The sequence below is a fragment of the Methylophaga sp. UBA3603 genome, assembly GCF_002375335.1.
GTDB lineage: Bacteria > Pseudomonadota > Gammaproteobacteria > Nitrosococcales > Methylophagaceae > Methylophaga.
The window spans coordinates 1-18,963 of sequence record NZ_DFMC01000007.1 but is presented as its reverse complement, the minus strand read 5'-3'; the positions used below and the strand labels follow the sequence as shown (position 1 = coordinate 18,963).

The window sequence follows — 18,963 nt, the reverse complement described above, 5'->3', positions numbered from 1 at the left end:
GAATGCGGCGTGTTTAAGTTAGAGAATTATTCGCTGAGAAAACGCATGTACATTGTTGCCGGATTTGGCATTATCGGTTTGGTGGTGCTGGCCGGGTTAATGTTCTACATGGAACTGAACGCGGTTACCTCGATGCAACAACTTAAAGTGGTGGCTGGATTTGTTGTTATCGGTAGTGCACTGATCATGTTTATGGCACATGTTATTGGACGTTTTGGTGACAAACGCGCAACCACATTGGTCAATGGAATTCAGAATATTAAGAAAGGCGACCTCACGCAAAAAATTGCCATTTCCGGTAAAAGCGATTTCAGCTGGATGGCATTTGAACTAGACAGTGCCCGCAAAAATGTTGCCAATCTGGTGCACACGCTGATTGGTGGTGTCAGTCAGCTAAATACCGCAACCCAAAACATGACGGTCATCAGTAAAGAAACGGTGACGGGAGTATTAAAACAGCAGGAAGAGACTGATCAAGTCGCGACAGCGATGAATGAAATGACTGCCTCTGTTCAGGAAGTAGCACGCACCGCAACCAATGCTGCTGAAGCCGCACGTAATGCCGATAATGAAGCTAAAGCCGGCAAGCAGGTGGTACTCGAGACAATGCAATCTATTGATACTCTGGCCAGCGAAGTTGAAAAAGCGGCTGAGACTTTAAGTGAACTCGAAGCGGATATCGGTAATATTGGTGCAATCGTTGATGTCATACGCGGAATTACAGAGCAAACCAATCTGTTGGCATTGAATGCTGCTATTGAAGCGGCCCGTGCCGGTGAACATGGCAGAGGCTTTGCGGTAGTTGCTGATGAGGTTCGTACGCTTGCTGCCAGAACCCAGTCATCCACGCACGAAATTGAAGAAATGGTAGAGCGTTTGCAGCAAGGTGCTCGTGCTGCCGTGAAAGTCATGAATGAAAGTCGTGAAAGCGCCAAGACCAGTGTCGAAAAAGCTGCCAGTGCTGGTTCGGCTCTGGATACTATAACAGCGATGATTTCTACCATGGATGAGATGAGCACGCAGATTTCAAATGCGGCTAATGAACAAAGTTCAGTTGCTGAAGATATTAATCGCGGTATTGTTAATATCAGTCAGATTGCTGATCATACTGCAGATGGTGCACGTGCTACTTCTGAAGCGGTTGATACACTTAGCAGTCTATCTTCTCAATTGCAGGATGCTTCAGGGAAATTTAAAGTTTAATTTGTTAAAAAACGATACTGATACAAATGAAAGCCCGCTTGCTGCGGGCTTTTTTATGAGTCTCTAACGTAACTCGTTTTCAATTTCAATCAGCTTTTGCATTGGATCTGCTGCAGCAGTTATCGGACGACCTATGACCAGATAATGGCTGCCAGCCTGAATAGCCTGGGCAGGAGTCATGATCCGATGTTGATCGCCTTTTGCACTGCCTGCCGGACGTATGCCTGGGGTCACCAATTGAAACTGGCTGCCCAGTTCGGCTTTTAACATCGCCGTTTCATGTGCCGAGCAAACCACACCATCCAAGCCATTATCTGCTGCCATTACAGCAAGCCGAAGGACTGTTTCGGGAATGGTGCCTTCTAAACCTATGGCTTCAAATGTTTGCTGATCCATGCTGGTTAGCAATGTCACACCAATCAGTAGAGGAGCATCATGATGACTGCCGATCGCTTCACGTGCTGCAGACATCATTGCCGGTCCACCCAAAGTATGAACATTCATCATCCAGACGCCTAAATCAGCAGCGGCTGCACAGGCTTTAGCAACAGTATTTGGAATATCGTGATATTTTAAATCCAGAAAAATATCAAAACCTTTTTGTTGTAACGTTTTGACGATTTCCGGGCCGCTGCGGGTAAATAATTCTTTACCTATTTTGAGGCGGCAACGCGAAGGATCCAACTGATCGGCCATATTAAGCGCGGCATTCGCATCGGGGTAATCCAACGCCACAATAATTTTTGATTGACTCATACTGCTTTCCACTAAAAATTTTATGCAGATCCTACCTTAACTGACAGGGGATTGCGTCTGAATTCACTGAAACCTTATCGATAATGCTATCCTGTGCGCCAATTTTTGATGAGTTAACACAATGAAATTTGCGACATCAGCACAGGATGGACTTGCCCGCCGCGGCCAACTGAGTTTTGACCGGGGAACCATTGAAACACCTGCTTTCATGCCGGTTGGGACTTATGGTTCAGTTAAAGCAATGACGCCGGAAGAGGTCAAAGCCACTGGAGCAGAGATCATTCTGGGCAATACCTTTCACCTGATGTTGCGTCCCGGTACAGATATTATCCAGCGACATGGTGATTTACATGACTTTATGCGCTGGGATAAGCCTATCTTGACCGACTCCGGTGGTTTTCAGGTCTTCAGTCTTGGTGAGCTGCGTAAGATAACTGAGCAGGGTGTGCATTTCCGGTCGCCAGTCAGTGGTGACAAGGTCTTTATGGGGCCTGAGGAATCCATGGCTGTGCAACGCGTCCTTGGCAGTGACATTGTAATGATTTTTGATGAATGTACGCCGTATCCTGCTGATGAAAAGACCGCGGCCATTTCGATGCGGTTATCGCTACGTTGGGCAGCGCGCAGTAAAGCAGCACATGGAGATAATCCCTCGGCGTTATTCGGAATCGTGCAAGGTGGTATGCATGAAGCATTACGTGATGAATCTCTGGCAGGTCTGACTGAGATCGGCTTTGATGGTTATGCCATCGGCGGCTTGTCTGTGGGCGAACCAAAAGAAGACATGCTGCGAATTCTCAACCACCTTAGCGAGAAAATGCCAACGGACAAGCCACGCTATTTGATGGGCGTCGGTCGGCCCGAAGATCTGTTTGAAGCGGTTTGTCTGGGTGTGGATATGTTTGACTGCGTGATGCCAACGCGGAATGCACGAAATGGTCATTTATTTGTACATGAAGGTGTCATTAAAATTCGCAACAGTCGTCATAAAATGGACACAGGACCTTTGGATCCTTACTGTGATTGTTATACCTGTAAAAATTACAGTCGCGCCTATTTGCATCATTTGGATCGTACCGGTGAGATGCTCGGTCCAAGACTGAATACCATTCATAATCTGCATTATTATCAACGCTTGATGCAACAGCTGAGAGACGCAATCGCAGCGGGAAATCTTCAACAGTTTCGTCAATCGTTTTACGCAATGCGTCAGGATCGTGCAGAATAGGTTAATTGGCTATCAGCCGGCAGTTGGCTGTGGCATAATCACTGTCTTTTATTTGCCAGTTTAGAGGAAATATGATGGATTTTCTGATTTCACCTGCTTTTGCTGAAACTGCAGCATCAACGGGTTCGCCGGGCTTGCTTGATTTTGCGTTCCCAATCATTTTATTAGTGCTTTTTTACGTGATGTTGATTCGTCCGCAGCAAAAACGCGCTAAAGCCCACCGTACTATGCAGCAATCACTGGCGAAAGGTGATGAGGTTGTAACGGATGGTGGCTTGATGGGCAAAATTAATGATATCAACGATAACGCGATTAACTTGCAGATTGCAGAAACTGTCGAAGTTAAAGTACGTCGTGAATCAATCAATTCAGTGCTTCCAAAAGGCACATTGAAAAAACTGTAAATATGAAAAGGCTGCCTGCGAGCAGCCTTTTTGCTATCTGGATATCAAGATGAACCGATACCCCCTCTGGAAAAATTTACTGGTTGTGACTGTAATACTCACGGCCATTATCTATGCCATGCCAAACCTGTTTGGTGATGATCCTGCTGTACAGGTTTCTGCCGGAAGACTGAACAACGTTGATTTGCAGTTGGTTAATGAAATCGAATCAAGCCTTAAACAGGCTGAAATCCCATACAAGGGTGTAGTGCTGGAAGAAAACCGTTTATTGATTCGTTTCAGTGAAGCCAATGAACAGCTCGAGGCACGTGAACTTATTCAGCAGAAACTGAGTTCTGAAGATTATATCGTCGCTTTGAATTTGGCACCCAATACTCCGGCCTGGTTACAGTCTCTTGGGGCAGAACCGATGAATCTTGGTCTGGATTTACGCGGTGGTGTGCATTTCCTGATGGAAGTGGACATGGATGCGGTGTTGAAGCAAACACTCGAAAGTTATGCCAGCGATATTCGTATTTTATTACGTGATAAGACAATTCGCTATACCCAGGTCAACGTTGAAAATGGTGTTTTGACCTTTGGCTTTCGGGAAGCAGCAGATCTTGATGCGGCTATTGATGCAATCGATCGCGAATACAATGAGCTTGTGGTTGCTATCGATGAAAATGCAGAGCGTCCAACCGTCACTATAAACTTAAATGACACGATTGTTCGCGAAACGCAGAACCTGGCTTTACAACAAAACATCACCACTTTGCGAAACCGTATTAACGAGCTGGGTGTCGCTGAACCTACTGTGCAGCAACAGGGGCAGGATCGCATTGTTGTTCAATTGCCGGGTGTGCAGGATACCGCTCAGGCGAAAAAAATTCTTGGTGCCACGGCAACCCTGGAATTTCGCTTAGTCGATTTTGAAAGTGATGTTCAGGATGCGGTCAACGGACGAGTTCCTGCCAATTCTGAATTATATTATCACCGCGATGGCAGACCTTATCTATTGAATAAGCGGGTGATGCTGACCGGTGAACATGTTATCAATGCGGCCTCAACAATAGACGGTCAATCCGGTTCGCCGGCCGTATCGGTGACATTAGATGGAAAAGGCGCACGCATTTTCAGCAATATTACCCGTGACAATATCGGTAACCCGATGGCGGTGGTTTTCATTGAGTCTAAAGTTGAAACACAGATAATTGATGGCGAAGAAGTCAGTGTACGACGTCAAATCCCGGAGATTATCAGTGTCGCTACTATTCGTGATCAACTCGGTAAAAAGTTTCAGATAACCGGTTTGGACAGTACGACTGAAGCACGGGATCTTGCTTTATTATTACGTGCAGGTGCATTGGCAGCGCCAATCGATATTGTCGAAGAGCGTACTGTTGGGCCTAGCCTGGGGCAGGAAAATATTGATCAGGGTTTTGCTTCAGTTATGATCGGCTTTGCTCTGGTACTGGTATTTATGATTGTCTGGTATCGATTGTTTGGTGCAGTGGCTAATCTGGCTTTAGCAGCCAACCTGGTGTTAATTGTGGCGTTGTTGTCAATGTTACAGGCTACACTCACCATGCCAGGTATTGCAGGTATTGTGCTGACAGTTGGTATGGCGGTTGATGCGAATGTGCTTATTTTCGAGCGTATTCGTGAAGAATTAAGACTGGGTAACAGCCCACGTGCCAGTATTGATGCCGGTTATTCAAAAGCATTTTCAACTATTGCTGACGCTAACATTACAACGTTGATTGCTGCGATAGTGTTATTTGGTTTTGGTACCGGAACCATTAAGGGGTTTGCTATCACACTGACGTTAGGCATTTTGACATCAATGTTTACTGCGATTGTAGGCACACGCATGGTGATTAACCTTGTTTATGGCCGTAAGCAACGACCAAAACTGTCCATTTAATTAAGGCTTGTGTCATGCATTTATTGAGCAAAGAAACAAACATTAATTTCGTCGGGATCCGAAAAATTGCATTAGCATTTTCGGCAGTATTAATACTGATTTCGGCGTATTCAATCGTGACCAACAGTTTGAATTTCGGAATCGATTTTACCGGCGGCACAATGATTGAGGTGGGATATCCTCAGGCAGTCGACCTTGGGGAGGTCCGTTCAATACTTGAACAGGGTGGTTACGGTGATGCTTTAGTTCAGAATTTTGGCTCTTTAACGGACGTACTGATACGTTTGCCCGTTATTGAAAGTGAAAATATGGCTGAAATAAGTAATCAGGTTGTGGCTTTATTGCAAGCAGAGCAAACCGATGCTGTTGAGGTTAGAAGAGTCGAGTTTGTGGGGCCTCAGGTGGGCGAAGAGCTTGCTGAAGATGGCGGTCTGGCGATGGTTTATGCGCTGATTGGTATTCTTATTTATGTGGCACTGCGCTTTGAATATCGTTTTGCGATTGCCTCGGTGCTGGCGTTAGTCCATGACGTTGTTATTACTGTTGGGTTTTTCTCGTTTTTCCGTCTGGATTTTGATCTGACAGTGTTGGCCGCTATCCTGGCCGTGATAGGTTATTCGCTGAACGATACCATTGTAGTCTTTGACAGGATCCGTGAAAGCTTTCTGAAGATGCGTAAAGCGGAACCACTTGAAGTAATTAATACTTCGATTAATGCCACTTTAGGCCGGACCATCATGACATCGATGACGACATTGCTGGTTGTTGTGGCATTATTTGTATTTGGTGGTGAAGTAATTCACGCTTTTGCCACGGCGCTGCTTATCGGAATTCTGGTGGGGACTTATTCATCTATTTATATTGCAGGCACTGCTGTATTGCTGATGGGGGTAACTAAGACTGACTTGATGCCGCCTGAAATAGATGAAGATGGTGAAGTTAACCCTGATGGGAGTCAGGTTTAAAATTAAAAGGCCCGCATGATGCGGGCCTTTTTTATTGATATTTTTTGGCAGCGGGAAAAGTGTCTACGTATTCAGTTCGTTTAATGCGAGCTTTTTCCATAGATACAATATTGTCTGAAGGTTGGCTGGTATTGTAATCTTGAACATTCTCATGCTGAGTTTCCACTTTGAGTATACGTAATCCCTCATAGTTGCTTTGATAACTCATGAACGTTGCAAACTCCTCAAGTCCCTGCATGATTTGCCTCAGATCCAATTCCAGTGATTTGTTTTTCATTTTTCTCACTCTGTTCCTAGTATGAACCGTAGCGGCCTCTGGCAAGAAATCTTGAGAAAAAACATCTTGCCAAATAAGGATGTGGTTTATATCAACCAGTTTCAATATTCTATATGCAGATTTACAGGGTAAAATTTATATAACTAATTGATTATAAAAATAATGATGTTTTGCAGCAGTGCAGTTAGGATAATTTCCTGAAAGGTTGAGGATTTTCCTGATGGTCAAGGATCTCTAAGTACGTATCTTTGAAAGGGTTTTATAAAGGAAGGAGAAATGAATGTATCACCTAAAAAAATATGGATTGTTCCTGTTTTTTATCTGGCCACAATGGCTGATGGCAGATGAAATTGAGGTCACCATGCATTATGTTGGACCCACTGAAGGACAAGTCTGGCTTGGCGTGCAACAGGGACTTCAGGAAGCCAATCTTCAGGGAGGGTTCCTGGGACAAAAATACCAAATAGAAGTCGTGGAGCCTGATGCACTGGAAACAACTGAGATTGAAACGGTGCTGTTGTTAGCGACAGATGACGATTACATAATGAAAGTGGCTCAATCAGAACAGTTTGCTGCAATACCGGTGATAAATCTTATTTCACGCTCGGATGAGTTACGTGAATCCTGTCTGCCGAATCTATTTCATATCACGCCAAGTGATGAAATGCGTGCTGATGCTCTAGCGCAGTGGCAGGAAAAGAATCCGGATAAGCCTGCAAATGTACAAAGCTGGCACGAAGATTTTGTAAAGTTTGCTGCTAGCCAGTTAAACAACCGGTTTAAAAAATCTCAAGGTGAGGCAATGACGGACCAGGCATGGGCTGGCTGGGCTGGAACCAAAATGATTGCAGACTCAGTGGTGCAAACCATGCAGTATGATGCAGAGTTTATGTTGAATCATCTTAAAACGGACCTGGTGTTTGATGGACAAAAAGGCGATAACGCTAATTTCCGTGAGAATGGGCAGTTACGACAAATTCTATTGTTAGTAGATAACGATAATAAAATTGTTGCTGAAGCGCCGTTACGTGGTTTTAAAGGTGGCTTGGATAGTCTTGGTAAAGTTACCTGCAAATAAAATTAAAAAATACTATGGAGAACGCTGAATGAAATTTAAAACACTTTTGTTAAGTTCACTGATTCTGGCGAGTACCGCCGCATTGGCTGAACCTACTCATCGCTTGTTTGCCACCAATGAAAAAGATAATACGGTAAGTGTGATTGATTCCCGCACCAATAAAGTTGAAACGACAATTGATATAGGGCAACGGCCTCGGGGTATTGGTCTGTCGCCTGATCAAACCATGCTGTATGTCGCTATCAGTGAAGATAATGCCATTGCTGTAGTTGATGTAAAAACGTTGGAAGTTATCAAAACCCTGGATGCAGGTGATGATCCTGAAACATTTGGGGTTAATCCGGTGAGCGGTCATATTGTGATTTCGAATGAAGATGATGGCGAGGCGACCTTCCTTGATCCTAAATCAGGTGAAAAGCTGGCAGTGGTTCAGGTCGGTATTGAACCCGAGGGTGTAGCAGTATCTCCAACCGGTAAATATGCTTTGGTCACCAGTGAATCAAGCAATATGGTGCATATTATTGAAACAACTAAATACGAAGCAGTGGCACATCTTGTTGTAGGCGCACGTCCAAGAGGCTTGGCTTTTAACAGTAATGGCAGTCTGGCTTATGCCACCAGCGAAATTGGCAATGAAGTTGCCATTATCGATATGGAAACACTGAAAGTAATCAAGAAATCAGGTATTGATGTAGATAACTCAAAGCCGATGGATATCAAAGTCAGTCCTGATGATAAAATGCTTTATGTCACCACAGGACGTGGTAATTCGGTAGCATTTCTCGATGCGGAGACTTTGGAATTAAAAGGTAATGTTCCTGTTGGCAAACGTGTCTGGGGCTTGGATCTATCGAAAGACGGTTCGATGATTTACACTGCTGACGGGGTGGACGGCACTGTTTCAGTTGTAGATACTGCTAAGCAGGAGCGTATTAAAACCATCGAAGTCGGCTCCTTCCCATGGGGTGTTGCTCTGGACGACTGAGTATAAAACATAACTGAAATTAAACCCTGCAGCGTTATGCGTTGCCGGGTTTTTTTATGATTAAAAATATAAAAGAGACAAGAAAAATTTTGTGAACTATTGCTGACGCGCTATGATGCCGCACATGAAAGTTATACTGCGCTTAATCGACATTTGTCTGTTCCGTTCAGGACCAGATAGCCTTCCGGCTAATAATCAACTGATGCAATTGCTATTGTTGATATATTTTATTGTCAGCGTATCGGTCAACCAAATTGATATGTCATTCCGAATCAGTCTATGGATTGGTTTAACAGATGTGATCGTATTAACGACTCTTCTTTATGGACTGCTTCGCCTGAACCACTTTTTGCCGCGTTACCAACAGTCATTAATGGCATTGGCCGGCACCGGCAGTCTGTTGGGTCTGTTAGCCATGCCACTGCTATGGGCCTTTCATCAGTACGCTGAACAATCAGATACAGCAAATTTCATCTTGTTTGCACTGATGTTGGTGATGTTATGGAGTTTGATGGTCACCGCACATATCATACGCCGCAGTATTGAAACATCAGCACCTAAGGCGGTTGCTTTAACGGTTTTATACGTAGTGCTGGCTATTGTTATTAATGGCCTGGTCATGTCCGGAGTAGCCTGAATGCATATCCATATTTTAGGCATCTGCGGTACCTTTATGGGGGGACTGGCTTTACTGGCTCGTGAACGTGGTTTCGATGTTTCCGGTTCTGATGCCAATGTTTACCCGCCAATGAGCGATCAATTAGCCGCCGCAGGAATCGACGTCATGCAGGGATATTTGCCGGAGCATTTGCAACCGGCTCCCGATATGGTGGTTATGGGTAATGCGATGTCTCGTGGCAATCCTGCCGTAGAATATGTGCTGAACCGTAATTTACCTTATATCTCCGGACCACAATGGTTGGCAGAAAACATTCTGCTTAATCGGTGGGTGCTAGCGGTATCCGGGACTCACGGTAAAACCACGACCAGCAGTATGCTGGCCTGGATTCTGGAATATGCTGGTATGCAACCTGGTTTTTTGATCGGTGGAGTACCCGGTAATTTTGGTCAGTCTGCTGCGATTGGAAATACCCCTTTCTTTGTGATCGAAGCCGATGAATATGACACGGCATTTTTTGATAAACGCAGCAAATTTATTCATTACCACCCGCGTACTTTAGTCATTAATAATCTGGAATTTGATCACGCTGATATCTTTGCTGATCTGGCTGCCATTCAAACGCAGTTTCATCATTTAATTCGTACTGTTCCGGCTGAAGGTTTGGTGATTACGCCGCACGCTATCCCTGCAATAGAACAGACGCTGGAGCGTGGTTGCTGGACACCAAGACAAACCTTGAATGATGTACAGGCTGACTGGCAATTAGCTGAAACGGCAGAAGATGGACATAGCTTTACGGTGCAACACAACCAAAATACCGGCAAAGTGGATTGGTCTTTACTTGGTCAGCATAATGTTAATAATGCTCTGGCAGCTATTGCGGCCGCGCATCATGTTGGTGTGACTGTGGAGCATGCCTGTGAAGCATTGAACCAGTTTAAAGGTGTTAAGCGTCGCCTTGAGCTACGAGGTGAATGTCGGGGAATCAAAGTATATGATGATTTTGCCCATCATCCCACGGCGATTGCTACCACCTTGCAAGGGTTAAGGGCCAACATAGGTCAACAGCGATTGATTGCCGTATTGGAACCGCGTTCCAATACGATGAAAATGGGCGTGCATGAGCATACCTTAGCTGCATCACTAAACGCGGCTGATATGGTCATTCTCTATCAGGATCCACAGTTAACCTGGTCGTTAGATAACATTCAGCAACAACTCGGCGATGGCTCGGTACTGCTTCGAAACATTGATGATGTCGTCGAGCAATTGGTTAATCAAAGTAAATCAGGCGACCATATTGTGGTGATGAGCAATGGCGGTTTTGGCGGCATTCATCAAAAAATCCTGGATGCGTTGAACAATGACTGATTCAAAACAAGTTGCGCTGGCCATTACCGGTGCATCGGGTGCTCCCTATGCCAAACGTTTACTAGAGCAGTTGTTATTGCAGGGAATCACCGTGCATCTGATGATTTCTGCTGCTGGTCGAATTGTATTAGCCGATGAGCTGGACTGGAAACTACCCTCACGTGCAGCAGATGCCACTAAAGTACTGGAAAAACAATTTAGTTGCCAGGCCGGACAGATAAAACTGTATGGCGAGCAGCAATGGTCATCGCCACTTGCCAGCGGATCGCATTCAGTGCCCACGATGATTGTCTGCCCGTGTACCATGGGAACCTTGTCGGCCATTGCCTGTGGCGGCAGCGATAATCTGATTAATCGTGCCGCTGATGTAATGATTAAAGAGCAACGTAAATTGATCGTTGTCCCCCGTGAGGCTCCTTTTTCGCCCATCCATTTGGAGAATATGCTGAAACTCTCCCGGCTGGGTGTTTGTATTATGCCGCCTAATCCCGGTTTTTATTTCCGACCGCAGACACTTGAAGACGTTGTCGATTTCGTGGTGGCCAGAATTCTCGATCAAGCCTCCATAAAACATCAATTGATGCCACGCTGGGGCGAGTAATTATCGGCCAAGATACTGAGCCATATACTAACTCGCGTATAATGCCCGCAGAGTCAAAATTCGGATAATAGCATGTCAGATATTGAAATCGCCCAACAGGCAACAATGCAGAATATAACGGATATCGCCACGCAAAAATTAGGATTGCAGGTGGATGATCTGGATAGCTATGGACGTTATAAAGCCAAGGTTTCTCTGCAGGTAATGGATGATCTGGCGACAAAACCAGATGGCAAATTGATTCTGGTTACAGCCATTAGCCCGACTCCTGCCGGTGAGGGTAAAACCACCACGACTATTGGTCTCAGTGATGCGTTGAACCGCATTGGCAAAAAAGCCACCGTCTGTGTTCGCGAACCCTCAATGGGTCCTTGCTTTGGGTTAAAAGGAGGAGCTGCCGGTGGCGGTTATTCGCAGGTAGTTCCAATGGAAGATATCAATCTGCACTTTACCGGTGATCTTCATGCGATCGCAGCAGCACATAACCTGTTAGCAGCAATGATTGATAATCATATTCACCATGGCAATAGCCTGCAGCTGGATACCCGTAAAATTACCTGGCAGCGGGTTGTGGATATGAATGACCGGGCCTTACGTCAGATCACGATAGGGATGGGGGGGCCTGCAAATGGCTTTGTTCGCGAGGATCGCTTTGATATTGTGGTCGCCTCAGAAGTCATGGCAATATTTTGTCTGGCAGCGTCATTAACCGAGTTAAAACAAAGGCTTGGTGATATTCTGATTGGATATTCAATTGATGGCACACCAAGATATGCCAATGATCTAAACGCTCAGGGTGCTATGACAGCTTTACTTAAAGAAGCCATTAAACCGAATCTGGTGCAGACTCTGGAAAATAATCCTGCGTTTGTTCATGGTGGGCCTTTTGCCAATATTGCGCATGGCTGCAATTCGGTTATCGCGACCAAAATGGCATTAAAGCTTAGCGATTATGTGGTGACTGAAGCTGGCTTTGGTGCTGACTTGGGGGCGGAAAAATTTCTTAATATTAAATGTCGGAAAGCCGGTATTCGTCCTGATCTTGCGGTAGTTGTCGCGACGGTTAAGGCATTGAAATACCATGGCGGTGTTAATGTACCGGATTTGGCTGCTGAGAATCTAACGGCGCTTGAATCGGGACTAACCAATCTGCGTAAGCATTTACATAATTTACAAAACGAGTTTGGTCTGGAATGCGTGGTAGCAATAAATCACTTTATTCAGGACAGTGATGCGGAAGTTGCGTTGATTAAGGATGCTGTTGAGTCCATGGGGGCAACTGCCATTTTAGCCCGTCATTGGGCTGAAGGTGGAGCGGGAGCCGAGTTATTAGCTCAGACGGTAGTTGAAAAGTTACAGCAACCTGGAAAATGTAAATTGCTGTATAGCGACAGCGAGACGTTATGGGAAAAAATTAATGCTGTCGCCATGCGGTTGTATGGGGCAAATGAGGTGATCGCTGATAAAAAAGTAATGAAAAAACTCGGCGAATTTCAATCATTGCATGGAGATTTACCGGTATGCATGGCAAAAACGCCTTACTCATTCAGTAGTGACCCTGGTTTACGCGGAGCCCCAGAGCAGCACACTCTGACCATTCGTGATGTTCGTTTGTCGAGAGGTGCAGGATTTATAGTCGTGCTTTGCGGTGATGTGATGACCATGCCCGGCCTGCCGAAAATTCCTGCAGCAGAACGCATTGATATTGATGATAAAGGTGTTATCAGTGGCTTGTTCTGATTAGCCGGAACGCCGCAGACTGAAATAAAGCATTAAGCCACCCCAAAGTCCCAGAACCCAACTAAGTACGGGCATGCCAGCCAGCATATTGGCTGAATAGCCATCCAGACCTTTGATAATAGCTGCACCCACAATAAAGGCGGCGCCACTGACGGCTGTGGCCGTACGGTAGCTGGAATGGCGTACTTCCTGACGGATCTTGTCCAAATCCTTAGACGATAATTGCATATGCAATTGACCCGCTTGAGCTTGTTTGGTCAGGTCATGCAGCATTCGGGGCAAGGTCGGTAATGTCTCTGCCCAGGTTGGTACTTCTTTCTGCAGTGATTTAACGGCCGCCTGCCAACCCAGCTTTTCTTTCATCCATTGTTCCAGAATTGGCTTGGCGGTTTGCCATAAATCCAGGTCGGGATACAGGTCACGTCCCAAACCTTCAATGTTCAGCAGTGTTTTTTGTAGTAAAACCAGTTGCGGCTGGATCTGCATATTAAAGCGTCGGGCAGTTTGGAAAAGTCTTAACAATAACTGCCCAAATGAAATTTCTTTCAGTGGACGGGCAAAAATAGGCTCGCAAACACTGCGAATAGCCGATTCAAATTCATCCATTCGGGTTTCTGCCGGTACCCATCCGGATTGGATATGAAGCTCAGCAACACGGCGATAATCATGATTGAAAAATGCCAGAAAGTTCTCAGCCAGATAACGTTGATCATCCGGCGACAGCGTACCCATAATGCCAAAATCAATGGCGATATAACGCGGCAATTGTGGATTGCTGACATCGACCAGAATATTGCCCGGATGCATATCGGCATGAAAGAAGCTGTGTCTGAAGACCTGGGTGAAGAAAATTTCCACACCGATTGTCGCCAGCAGTTCTAAATCGATATTATGTTGTTTTAATAACGCTATATTGCTGATTGGTGCGCCAAATACCCGTTCCTGTACTAACAGGTTCGGTCTGGTCAGTGACCAGTAAACTTCCGGAACGTACAACAACCTTTCATCAGCAAAATGCCGTTTCAATTGCGATGCTGAGGCTGCTTCACGCAGCATATCTAACTCATCAAACAGGTTTTTTTCCAGCTCAGCAACCACCTCACGGGGACGCAGGCGTTTGCCTTCTGACCAGTATTTTTCAGCCAGGCCGGCAAGGGTATAAAGCAGGTCAACATCGCGACGAATTACTTTCTCAATTCCCGGGCGTACCAGTTTGAGAATGACCTGTTTACCATCAGTTAAGGTCGCGGCATGTACCTGCGCGATTGATGCAGAGGCCAATGGTTCAGCTTCAATATGACTGAAAATACGTTCCGGTTCGCCTTCTTCATAAGCAGCATGGATTAGAGCTAACGCCACATCATTAGGGAAGGGCGCAACCTGATCCTGCAGTTTTGCCAATGAATCGGCGATATCTTCAGGTAATAAATCTCGGCGGGTAGACAGGATTTGACCAAACTTGACAAAAATCGGTCCTAAATCCTGCAACGCGAGACGAATTCGCTCCCCTCTGGGCAAGTCAGCTTTATGACGCCAGCGATAGGGTGAAAACCAGCTGAGGAAACGATAAGGCCGGAAAAAGTGTATGGCCAGAATCAATTCGTCGAGACGATGGCGACCAAGCACATGATTTATTTGCAATAAACGTCCGAACTGACTGAGCTTCATGTTTTTTTCTCGATAAGGTTTTGCAGTCTTTTTATTCGGGCTTCCAGTCGTTCGGTATCGGCACGAAGCAGATCCACATTTTGCATAAACCGCTCTGTTTGCGATTTATCCGGCAAATACTGACTTTCTTCTCGTAGATATTCGGCCAAACTTTGCTCAAATTCTGAGCGATTGTAATTTAACCAGTCAAAACCACGTCGAAGTCTCTGAGCCAGCGGATAAGCCAAGGTATCACCGGTAACTCTGGCAAGTTGTTGCTCCCAGTCGAAATCAAAGTGTTGCTGCCAGTCCTGTAACTGTTTGGCAAACTGGACATCTCCACGGATTTGAATCTGATTGGAAAACAAGCTGTCCGGTTGCTGTACTAGTTTCAGCAAGGCAAAGCTATCTGCTTTGATCATTAAATCCGCGACATGTTCTTCGGCTGCTTCTAGCAGAATCCGATCATCGGTAAATCTGACGATAACGGCAATATTCAGATTGGTAATATCAATTCGAATACTACGATTGGCAAAATGCTGAAGCTTTTCATGACTTTCCATATCAAAACGCAAAGCATGATTTAGTGCTATTTCAAGCGACTTTAACAATAAACTCATGATTTAAAATTTATAACCACTATGCAACGCCACAATGCCCGCAGACATATTGATGAAGTCAACGCGTTCAAAACCGGCATCTTCCATCATTTTTTTAAGGCTGGACTGATCCGGGTGCATGCGAATCGATTCAGCCAGATAGCGATAACTTTCAGCATCATTGGTAAACAGTTTGCCCAACGCCGGTAATACTTTGAACGAGTAGGTATCGTAGAGTGGAGTTAACCAGCTGACAGGTTGGGAAAACTCCAGAATCATTAATTTTCCGCCTGGTTTAAGTACCCGCAACATTGAAGCAAGCGCTTTGTCTTTGTCCGTGACATTGCGCAGACCAAAAGCAATGGTGATACAGTCAAATGTATTATCAGGAAAAGGCAACGCTTCAGCATTGGCCTGAACATATTCAATATTACCGGCTTTACCTAGATCGGTAAGCCGATCACGACCAACATTCAGCATGGAGGCATTAATATCTGCCAACACCACTTTACCGGTTGGCCCAACCATATCGGCGAACTTTGCCGTCAGATCACCCGTTCCACCGGCAATATCCAGGACTTTGGCACCGCGGCGCACATTACTGTTATGTAAAGTAAAACGTTTCCAAAGCCGATGAATCCCTATTGACATCAAATCATTCATTAAATCGTATCGACCGGCGACAGAATGAAATACCTCGGCGACATGTTTAGCTTTTTCCTCAGTAGGAACTTGCTTGAAGCCAAAATGGGTAGTGTTGTTGTCTTCCATAATTCCCTCAGGCGTCTTGTTGACGCTCGTATCCTTCAGCCATTAATTTTTCCAGATAGGTTTGCCAGTATTCATCTTGATTAATCGAGAGTTCATAAAGATATTCCCAGCTGAACAGACCGCTGTCATGACCATCATCGAAATAAATTTTGATGGCATAATGGCCAACTGGTTCAATATTACTGATGCCCACTTTTTCTTTTTGCACCTGAAGCACTTCTTGACCTGGACCATGCCCCTGGACTTCGGCAGAAGGGGAGTGCACTCGCAGGAATTCTGCTGATAGCAAATAATGGTCAACCCCGTAGACTAGTTCCAGTTTACGGGAATGCTTATGTAGTTGAATTTCGCTTGGCAATGGTGCCTGGCTCATAAAAGTCCTTAAAGAATATAGCGTGACAAATCTTCGTCCTGCACCAGCTCTGACAGCTGTTGACTGACATAATCTTCATCAATGATAAATTTTTGTTGAGATTCTTCACCCGCTTCATAGGAAATATCTTCCAACAACCTTTCCAGCAGGGTATGCAGACGACGGGCACCAATATTCTCGGTCTTTTCATTTACTTGCCAGGCAAGCTCGGCGATACGTTTGATACCATCAGCTGTAAAACTCAAATCAACAGATTCAGTACCCATTAAAGCTGAGTATTGTTCAGTAAGCGAGGCATCCGGTTCGGTCAGAATTCTGACAAAATCTTCTGTTGTCAGCGCATTGAGCTCGACTCTGATGGGTAAACGACCCTGCAATTCCGGGATCAAGTCTGAAGGCTTGCTCAAATGAAAAGCACCAGAGGCAATAAACAGAATATGATCCGTTTTCAACATGCCATATTTGGTTGAAACCGTACTGCCTTCCACCAAAGGTAATAAATCACGTTGCACACCTGCGCGTGAGACATCGGCACCACTGCCGGCGCCTTCACCACGATGAGTAATCTTGTCTATTTCATCGAGAAAAACGATGCCATTTTGTTCGACACGGTTAATAACCTCAGCTTTTAAATCTTCTTCGTTAATCAGCTTGGCAGCTTCTTCTTCACTGATTAAACGCATAGCTTTGGCCACGGTCAGTTTTCGGGTTGACTTGCGTTGGTTACCCATACTTTGGAACATATCCTGTAACTGGCTGGTGAGTTCCTCCATTCCCGGTGGTGTCATGATTTCAACACCCATCTGATGTTGTGCCAGTTCCAGTTCAATTTCCCGATCATCAAGTTTGCCTTCACGCAGCATTTTGCGGAATTTTTGTCGGGTATTTGATTCTTCTTCGGTCAATGTGCCGCGGGCAGGTGTCAGCAATGAATCAAGAATACGTTCTTCTGCCGCATCAATGGCAAGCGGTTTGGCATCATTAATGGCAGTTTCACGCAACATTTTCATCGCGCTTTCGGCTAGATCACGAATAATTGATTCAACATCACGACCGACATAACCGACCTCGGTAAATTTAGTCGCTTCAACTTTAATAAATGGAGCGTTTACCAAGGAAGCCAGTCTTCTGGCGATTTCAGTTTTACCCACACCGGTTGGACCAATCATCAAGATATTTTTAGGCGTCACTTCTTGTTGTAAAGTCGCATCAAGCTGTTGTCGACGCCAACGATTACGTAAGGCGATCGCAACGGCTTTTTTGGCTTCGTGCTGTCCGATAATGTGTTTATCTAATTCGTGAACAATTTGTTTTGGCGTTAGTGATTGATTCATCATTATTTGTTGTAATCCAAAGTTTCTATAGTGAGGTTGTGATTAGTATAGATGCAGATATCAGCAGCGATATTCAAGCCTTTCTCAACGATCTCACTGGCAGATAAATCAGTGTTTTGCAGTAAAGCTGTTGCAGCAGCCTGGGCGAATGGACCACCTGAGCCAATGGCAATTAAGCCGTGTTCAGGCTCGATGACGTCACCATTACCCGAGATGATTAAAGATGCTTCGGCATCTGCAACTGCCAGCAGAGCTTCGAGGCGGCGCATCATTCTATCCGTACGCCAGTCTTTAGCCAGTTCAAGAGCACTACGAGTCAGGTTGCCTTGATGTTTTTCAAGTTTAGCTTCGAAACGTTCAAATAATGTAAAGGCATCTGCGGTGCCACCAGCAAATCCGGCAATCACTTTATTATGATAAAGACGCCTTACTTTGCGGGCATTGCCTTTCATAATGGTGTTGCCAAGGCTGACTTGGCCGTCACCACCAATGACTACCTGGCCGTCACGACGATAGGACAGGATCGTGGTGCCACGGTATTGCTCCATAAAAAACTCCAGTTATTAATTAGAAAAACAGCGATGCAGTATACTATGGTGTCACTTCTGATGCCGATTCCAAATCGGTTTTACTCAGCAATTTGATGCTTTTTAATTTAAAAGTGAGATAGTGGTTGACAGCGAGCGGGTATTTCCGGAAAATGCGACCTCTTTAGTGGAGGGGTTCCCGAGCGGCCAAAGGGATCAGACTGTAAATCTGACGGTTCTACCTTCGGAGGTTCGAATCCTCCCCCCTCCACCATTTGTTTAAAGAGTTTACTATTTTGCGGGTGTAGTTCAATGGTAGAACTCCAGCCTTCCAAGCTGACTATGTGGGTTCGATTCCCATCACCCGCTCCATTTTAGTTTGGAAGATATGGCCCGCATAGCTCAGTCGGTAGAGCGCATCCATGGTAAGGATGAGGTCATCAGTTCGATTCTGATTGCGGGCTCCATTATTTCGATTTGATTGGGCAGGGAGTACCTTGCCTGTTTTTGATTTTAACAATTAAAAAAGTTTGGCGGGGAGACTGGCATGTCTAAGGCAAAATTTGAACGTACAAA

The 18,963-nt window shown here is 45.2% G+C and carries 19 protein-coding genes and 3 tRNA genes; 14 read left to right on the top strand and 8 right to left on the bottom strand.

Annotation, left to right across the window (positions count from 1 at the left end; all coding sequences use genetic code 11):
• The first annotated feature begins 9 nt into the window (after positions 1-9).
• On the top strand, positions 10-1,203 hold the full coding sequence (locus B4F66_RS03790) for a methyl-accepting chemotaxis protein (RefSeq protein ID WP_292356293.1): 1,194 nt from the start codon (positions 10-12) through the stop codon (positions 1,201-1,203).
• 63 nt (positions 1,204-1,266) lie between these two features.
• Here the strand turns inward: B4F66_RS03790 and pyrF are convergent, their stop codons facing one another.
• Positions 1,267-1,959, bottom strand: coding sequence for an orotidine-5'-phosphate decarboxylase (pyrF, locus tag B4F66_RS03785; RefSeq protein ID WP_292356295.1), 693 nt, complete (start codon positions 1,957-1,959; stop codon positions 1,267-1,269).
• 121 nt (positions 1,960-2,080) lie between these two features.
• Between pyrF and tgt the strand changes: the two genes are divergently transcribed.
• The 4 genes from tgt to secF all read left to right on the top strand — a co-directional run bounded on the left by tgt (position 2,081) and on the right by secF (position 6,462).
• On the top strand, positions 2,081-3,187 hold the full coding sequence (tgt, locus tag B4F66_RS03780) for a tRNA guanosine(34) transglycosylase Tgt (protein WP_292356298.1): 1,107 nt from the start codon (positions 2,081-2,083) through the stop codon (positions 3,185-3,187).
• 74 nt (positions 3,188-3,261) lie between these two features.
• Positions 3,262-3,591 carry a preprotein translocase subunit YajC gene (gene yajC, locus B4F66_RS03775; RefSeq protein ID WP_014707521.1) on the top strand — a complete coding sequence of 110 codons (330 nt, stop codon included), beginning with the start codon at positions 3,262-3,264 and terminating at the stop codon, positions 3,589-3,591.
• 49 nt (positions 3,592-3,640) lie between these two features.
• Positions 3,641-5,497, top strand: a complete 1,857-nt coding sequence (gene secD / locus B4F66_RS03770) for a protein translocase subunit SecD (protein WP_292356300.1) — start codon at positions 3,641-3,643, stop codon at positions 5,495-5,497.
• Positions 5,498-5,511: 14 nt separating this feature from the next.
• Positions 5,512-6,462 (top strand): protein translocase subunit SecF, encoded by a 951-nt coding sequence (gene secF / locus B4F66_RS03765; protein ID WP_292356302.1) that lies wholly within the window; start codon positions 5,512-5,514, stop codon positions 6,460-6,462.
• Positions 6,463-6,493: 31 nt separating this feature from the next.
• On the opposite strand, the gene B4F66_RS03760 is transcribed toward secF, so the two are convergent.
• Positions 6,494-6,844 carry a hypothetical protein gene (locus tag B4F66_RS03760; RefSeq protein ID WP_292411631.1) on the bottom strand — a complete coding sequence of 117 codons (351 nt, stop codon included), beginning with the start codon at positions 6,842-6,844 and terminating at the stop codon, positions 6,494-6,496.
• Positions 6,845-7,019: 175 nt separating this feature from the next.
• Here B4F66_RS03760 and B4F66_RS03755 point away from each other — a divergent pair, with 175 nt between their 5' ends.
• From B4F66_RS03755 to B4F66_RS03730, 6 genes are all read left to right on the top strand, one after another.
• Positions 7,020-7,817 (top strand): ABC transporter substrate-binding protein, encoded by a 798-nt coding sequence (locus B4F66_RS03755; RefSeq protein ID WP_292356305.1) that lies wholly within the window; start codon positions 7,020-7,022, stop codon positions 7,815-7,817.
• 28 nt (positions 7,818-7,845) lie between these two features.
• Positions 7,846-8,802 (top strand): PQQ-dependent catabolism-associated beta-propeller protein, encoded by a 957-nt coding sequence (locus B4F66_RS03750; RefSeq protein ID WP_292356307.1) that lies wholly within the window; start codon positions 7,846-7,848, stop codon positions 8,800-8,802.
• A gap of 124 nt (positions 8,803-8,926) precedes the next feature.
• The gene (locus tag B4F66_RS03745) at positions 8,927-9,439 is read left to right on the top strand and encodes a hypothetical protein (RefSeq protein WP_292356308.1); all 513 of its coding nucleotides are present in this window, start codon (positions 8,927-8,929) and stop codon (positions 9,437-9,439) included.
• Complete coding sequence (gene mpl / locus B4F66_RS03740) at positions 9,440-10,795, top strand: UDP-N-acetylmuramate:L-alanyl-gamma-D-glutamyl-meso-diaminopimelate ligase (protein WP_292356310.1); 1,356 nt, start codon at positions 9,440-9,442, stop codon at positions 10,793-10,795.
• Positions 10,788-11,396, top strand: a complete 609-nt coding sequence (locus B4F66_RS03735; RefSeq protein ID WP_292356312.1) for a UbiX family flavin prenyltransferase — start codon at positions 10,788-10,790, stop codon at positions 11,394-11,396. Before mpl ends, B4F66_RS03735 begins: the two co-directional genes overlap by 8 nt.
• Positions 11,397-11,468: 72 nt before the next feature.
• Entirely contained in the window at positions 11,469-13,136 is a 1,668-nt protein-coding gene (locus tag B4F66_RS03730) for a formate--tetrahydrofolate ligase (RefSeq protein ID WP_292356313.1), read from the top strand.
• Here B4F66_RS03730 and ubiB read toward each other — a convergent pair whose 3' ends face one another.
• From ubiB to hslV, 6 genes are read right to left on the bottom strand one after another with little or no spacing between them, the layout of a single operon-like run.
• Positions 13,137-14,804: a ubiquinone biosynthesis regulatory protein kinase UbiB gene (ubiB, locus tag B4F66_RS03725; RefSeq protein ID WP_292356315.1), complete on the bottom strand. Its 1,668-nt coding sequence runs from the start codon at positions 14,802-14,804 to the stop codon at positions 13,137-13,139. It abuts the gene before it with no gap.
• Positions 14,801-15,403, bottom strand: a complete 603-nt coding sequence (locus tag B4F66_RS03720; RefSeq protein WP_292356317.1) for a ubiquinone biosynthesis accessory factor UbiJ — start codon at positions 15,401-15,403, stop codon at positions 14,801-14,803. Before B4F66_RS03720 ends, ubiB begins: the two co-directional genes overlap by 4 nt.
• 3 nt (positions 15,404-15,406) lie before the next feature.
• Positions 15,407-16,153 (bottom strand): bifunctional demethylmenaquinone methyltransferase/2-methoxy-6-polyprenyl-1,4-benzoquinol methylase UbiE, encoded by a 747-nt coding sequence (ubiE, locus tag B4F66_RS03715; RefSeq protein ID WP_318988379.1) that lies wholly within the window; start codon positions 16,151-16,153, stop codon positions 15,407-15,409.
• A gap of 7 nt (positions 16,154-16,160) precedes the next feature.
• Positions 16,161-16,526, bottom strand: coding sequence for a gamma-butyrobetaine hydroxylase family protein (locus tag B4F66_RS03710; protein WP_292356319.1), 366 nt, complete (start codon positions 16,524-16,526; stop codon positions 16,161-16,163).
• Positions 16,527-16,534: 8 nt separating this feature from the next.
• On the bottom strand, positions 16,535-17,863 hold the full coding sequence (gene hslU, locus B4F66_RS03705; RefSeq protein WP_292400770.1) for an ATP-dependent protease ATPase subunit HslU: 1,329 nt from the start codon (positions 17,861-17,863) through the stop codon (positions 16,535-16,537).
• Positions 17,863-18,408 carry an ATP-dependent protease subunit HslV gene (hslV, locus tag B4F66_RS03700; RefSeq protein WP_014707506.1) on the bottom strand — a complete coding sequence of 182 codons (546 nt, stop codon included), beginning with the start codon at positions 18,406-18,408 and terminating at the stop codon, positions 17,863-17,865. Before hslV ends, hslU begins: the two co-directional genes overlap by 1 nt.
• 168 nt (positions 18,409-18,576) lie before the next feature.
• On the opposite strand from hslV, the gene B4F66_RS03695 reads away from it, so the two are divergent.
• From B4F66_RS03695 to B4F66_RS03685, 3 genes are all read left to right on the top strand, one after another.
• Positions 18,577-18,661 (top strand) — tRNA-Tyr (locus B4F66_RS03695).
• 24 nt (positions 18,662-18,685) lie between these two features.
• Positions 18,686-18,759: transfer RNA gene (locus tag B4F66_RS03690), tRNA-Gly, on the top strand.
• Between the two features lie 19 nt (positions 18,760-18,778).
• Positions 18,779-18,854, top strand: a tRNA-Thr gene (locus tag B4F66_RS03685).
• The last annotated feature ends 109 nt before the right edge of the window (positions 18,855-18,963 follow it).

Bases quoted from the DNA above. Each gene is read 5' to 3' on its own strand.
- pyrF (WP_292356295.1), bottom strand. From the start codon at position 1,959: ATGAGTCAATCAAAAATTATTGTGGCGTTGGATTACCCCGATGCGAAT.
- B4F66_RS03720 (WP_292356317.1), bottom strand. From the start codon at position 15,403: ATGAGTTTATTGTTAAAGTCGCTTGAAATAGCACTAAATCATGCTTTG.
- ubiB (WP_292356315.1), bottom strand. From the start codon at position 14,804: ATGAAGCTCAGTCAGTTCGGACGTTTATTGCAAATAAATCATGTGCTT.
- hslV (WP_014707506.1), bottom strand. From the start codon at position 18,408: ATGGAGCAATACCGTGGCACCACGATCCTGTCCTATCGTCGTGACGGC.
- mpl (WP_292356310.1), top strand. From the start codon at position 9,440: ATGCATATCCATATTTTAGGCATCTGCGGTACCTTTATGGGGGGACTG.
- secD (WP_292356300.1), top strand. From the start codon at position 3,641: ATGAACCGATACCCCCTCTGGAAAAATTTACTGGTTGTGACTGTAATA.
- hslU (WP_292400770.1), bottom strand. From the start codon at position 17,863: ATGATGAATCAATCACTAACGCCAAAACAAATTGTTCACGAATTAGAT.
- B4F66_RS03710 (WP_292356319.1), bottom strand. From the start codon at position 16,526: ATGAGCCAGGCACCATTGCCAAGCGAAATTCAACTACATAAGCATTCC.
- B4F66_RS03745 (WP_292356308.1), top strand. From the start codon at position 8,927: ATGAAAGTTATACTGCGCTTAATCGACATTTGTCTGTTCCGTTCAGGA.
- B4F66_RS03750 (WP_292356307.1), top strand. From the start codon at position 7,846: ATGAAATTTAAAACACTTTTGTTAAGTTCACTGATTCTGGCGAGTACC.
- B4F66_RS03730 (WP_292356313.1), top strand. From the start codon at position 11,469: ATGTCAGATATTGAAATCGCCCAACAGGCAACAATGCAGAATATAACG.
- yajC (WP_014707521.1), top strand. From the start codon at position 3,262: ATGGATTTTCTGATTTCACCTGCTTTTGCTGAAACTGCAGCATCAACG.
- B4F66_RS03755 (WP_292356305.1), top strand. From the start codon at position 7,020: ATGTATCACCTAAAAAAATATGGATTGTTCCTGTTTTTTATCTGGCCA.
- tgt (WP_292356298.1), top strand. From the start codon at position 2,081: ATGAAATTTGCGACATCAGCACAGGATGGACTTGCCCGCCGCGGCCAA.
- ubiE (WP_318988379.1), bottom strand. From the start codon at position 16,153: ATGGAAGACAACAACACTACCCATTTTGGCTTCAAGCAAGTTCCTACT.
- B4F66_RS03735 (WP_292356312.1), top strand. From the start codon at position 10,788: ATGACTGATTCAAAACAAGTTGCGCTGGCCATTACCGGTGCATCGGGT.
- secF (WP_292356302.1), top strand. From the start codon at position 5,512: ATGCATTTATTGAGCAAAGAAACAAACATTAATTTCGTCGGGATCCGA.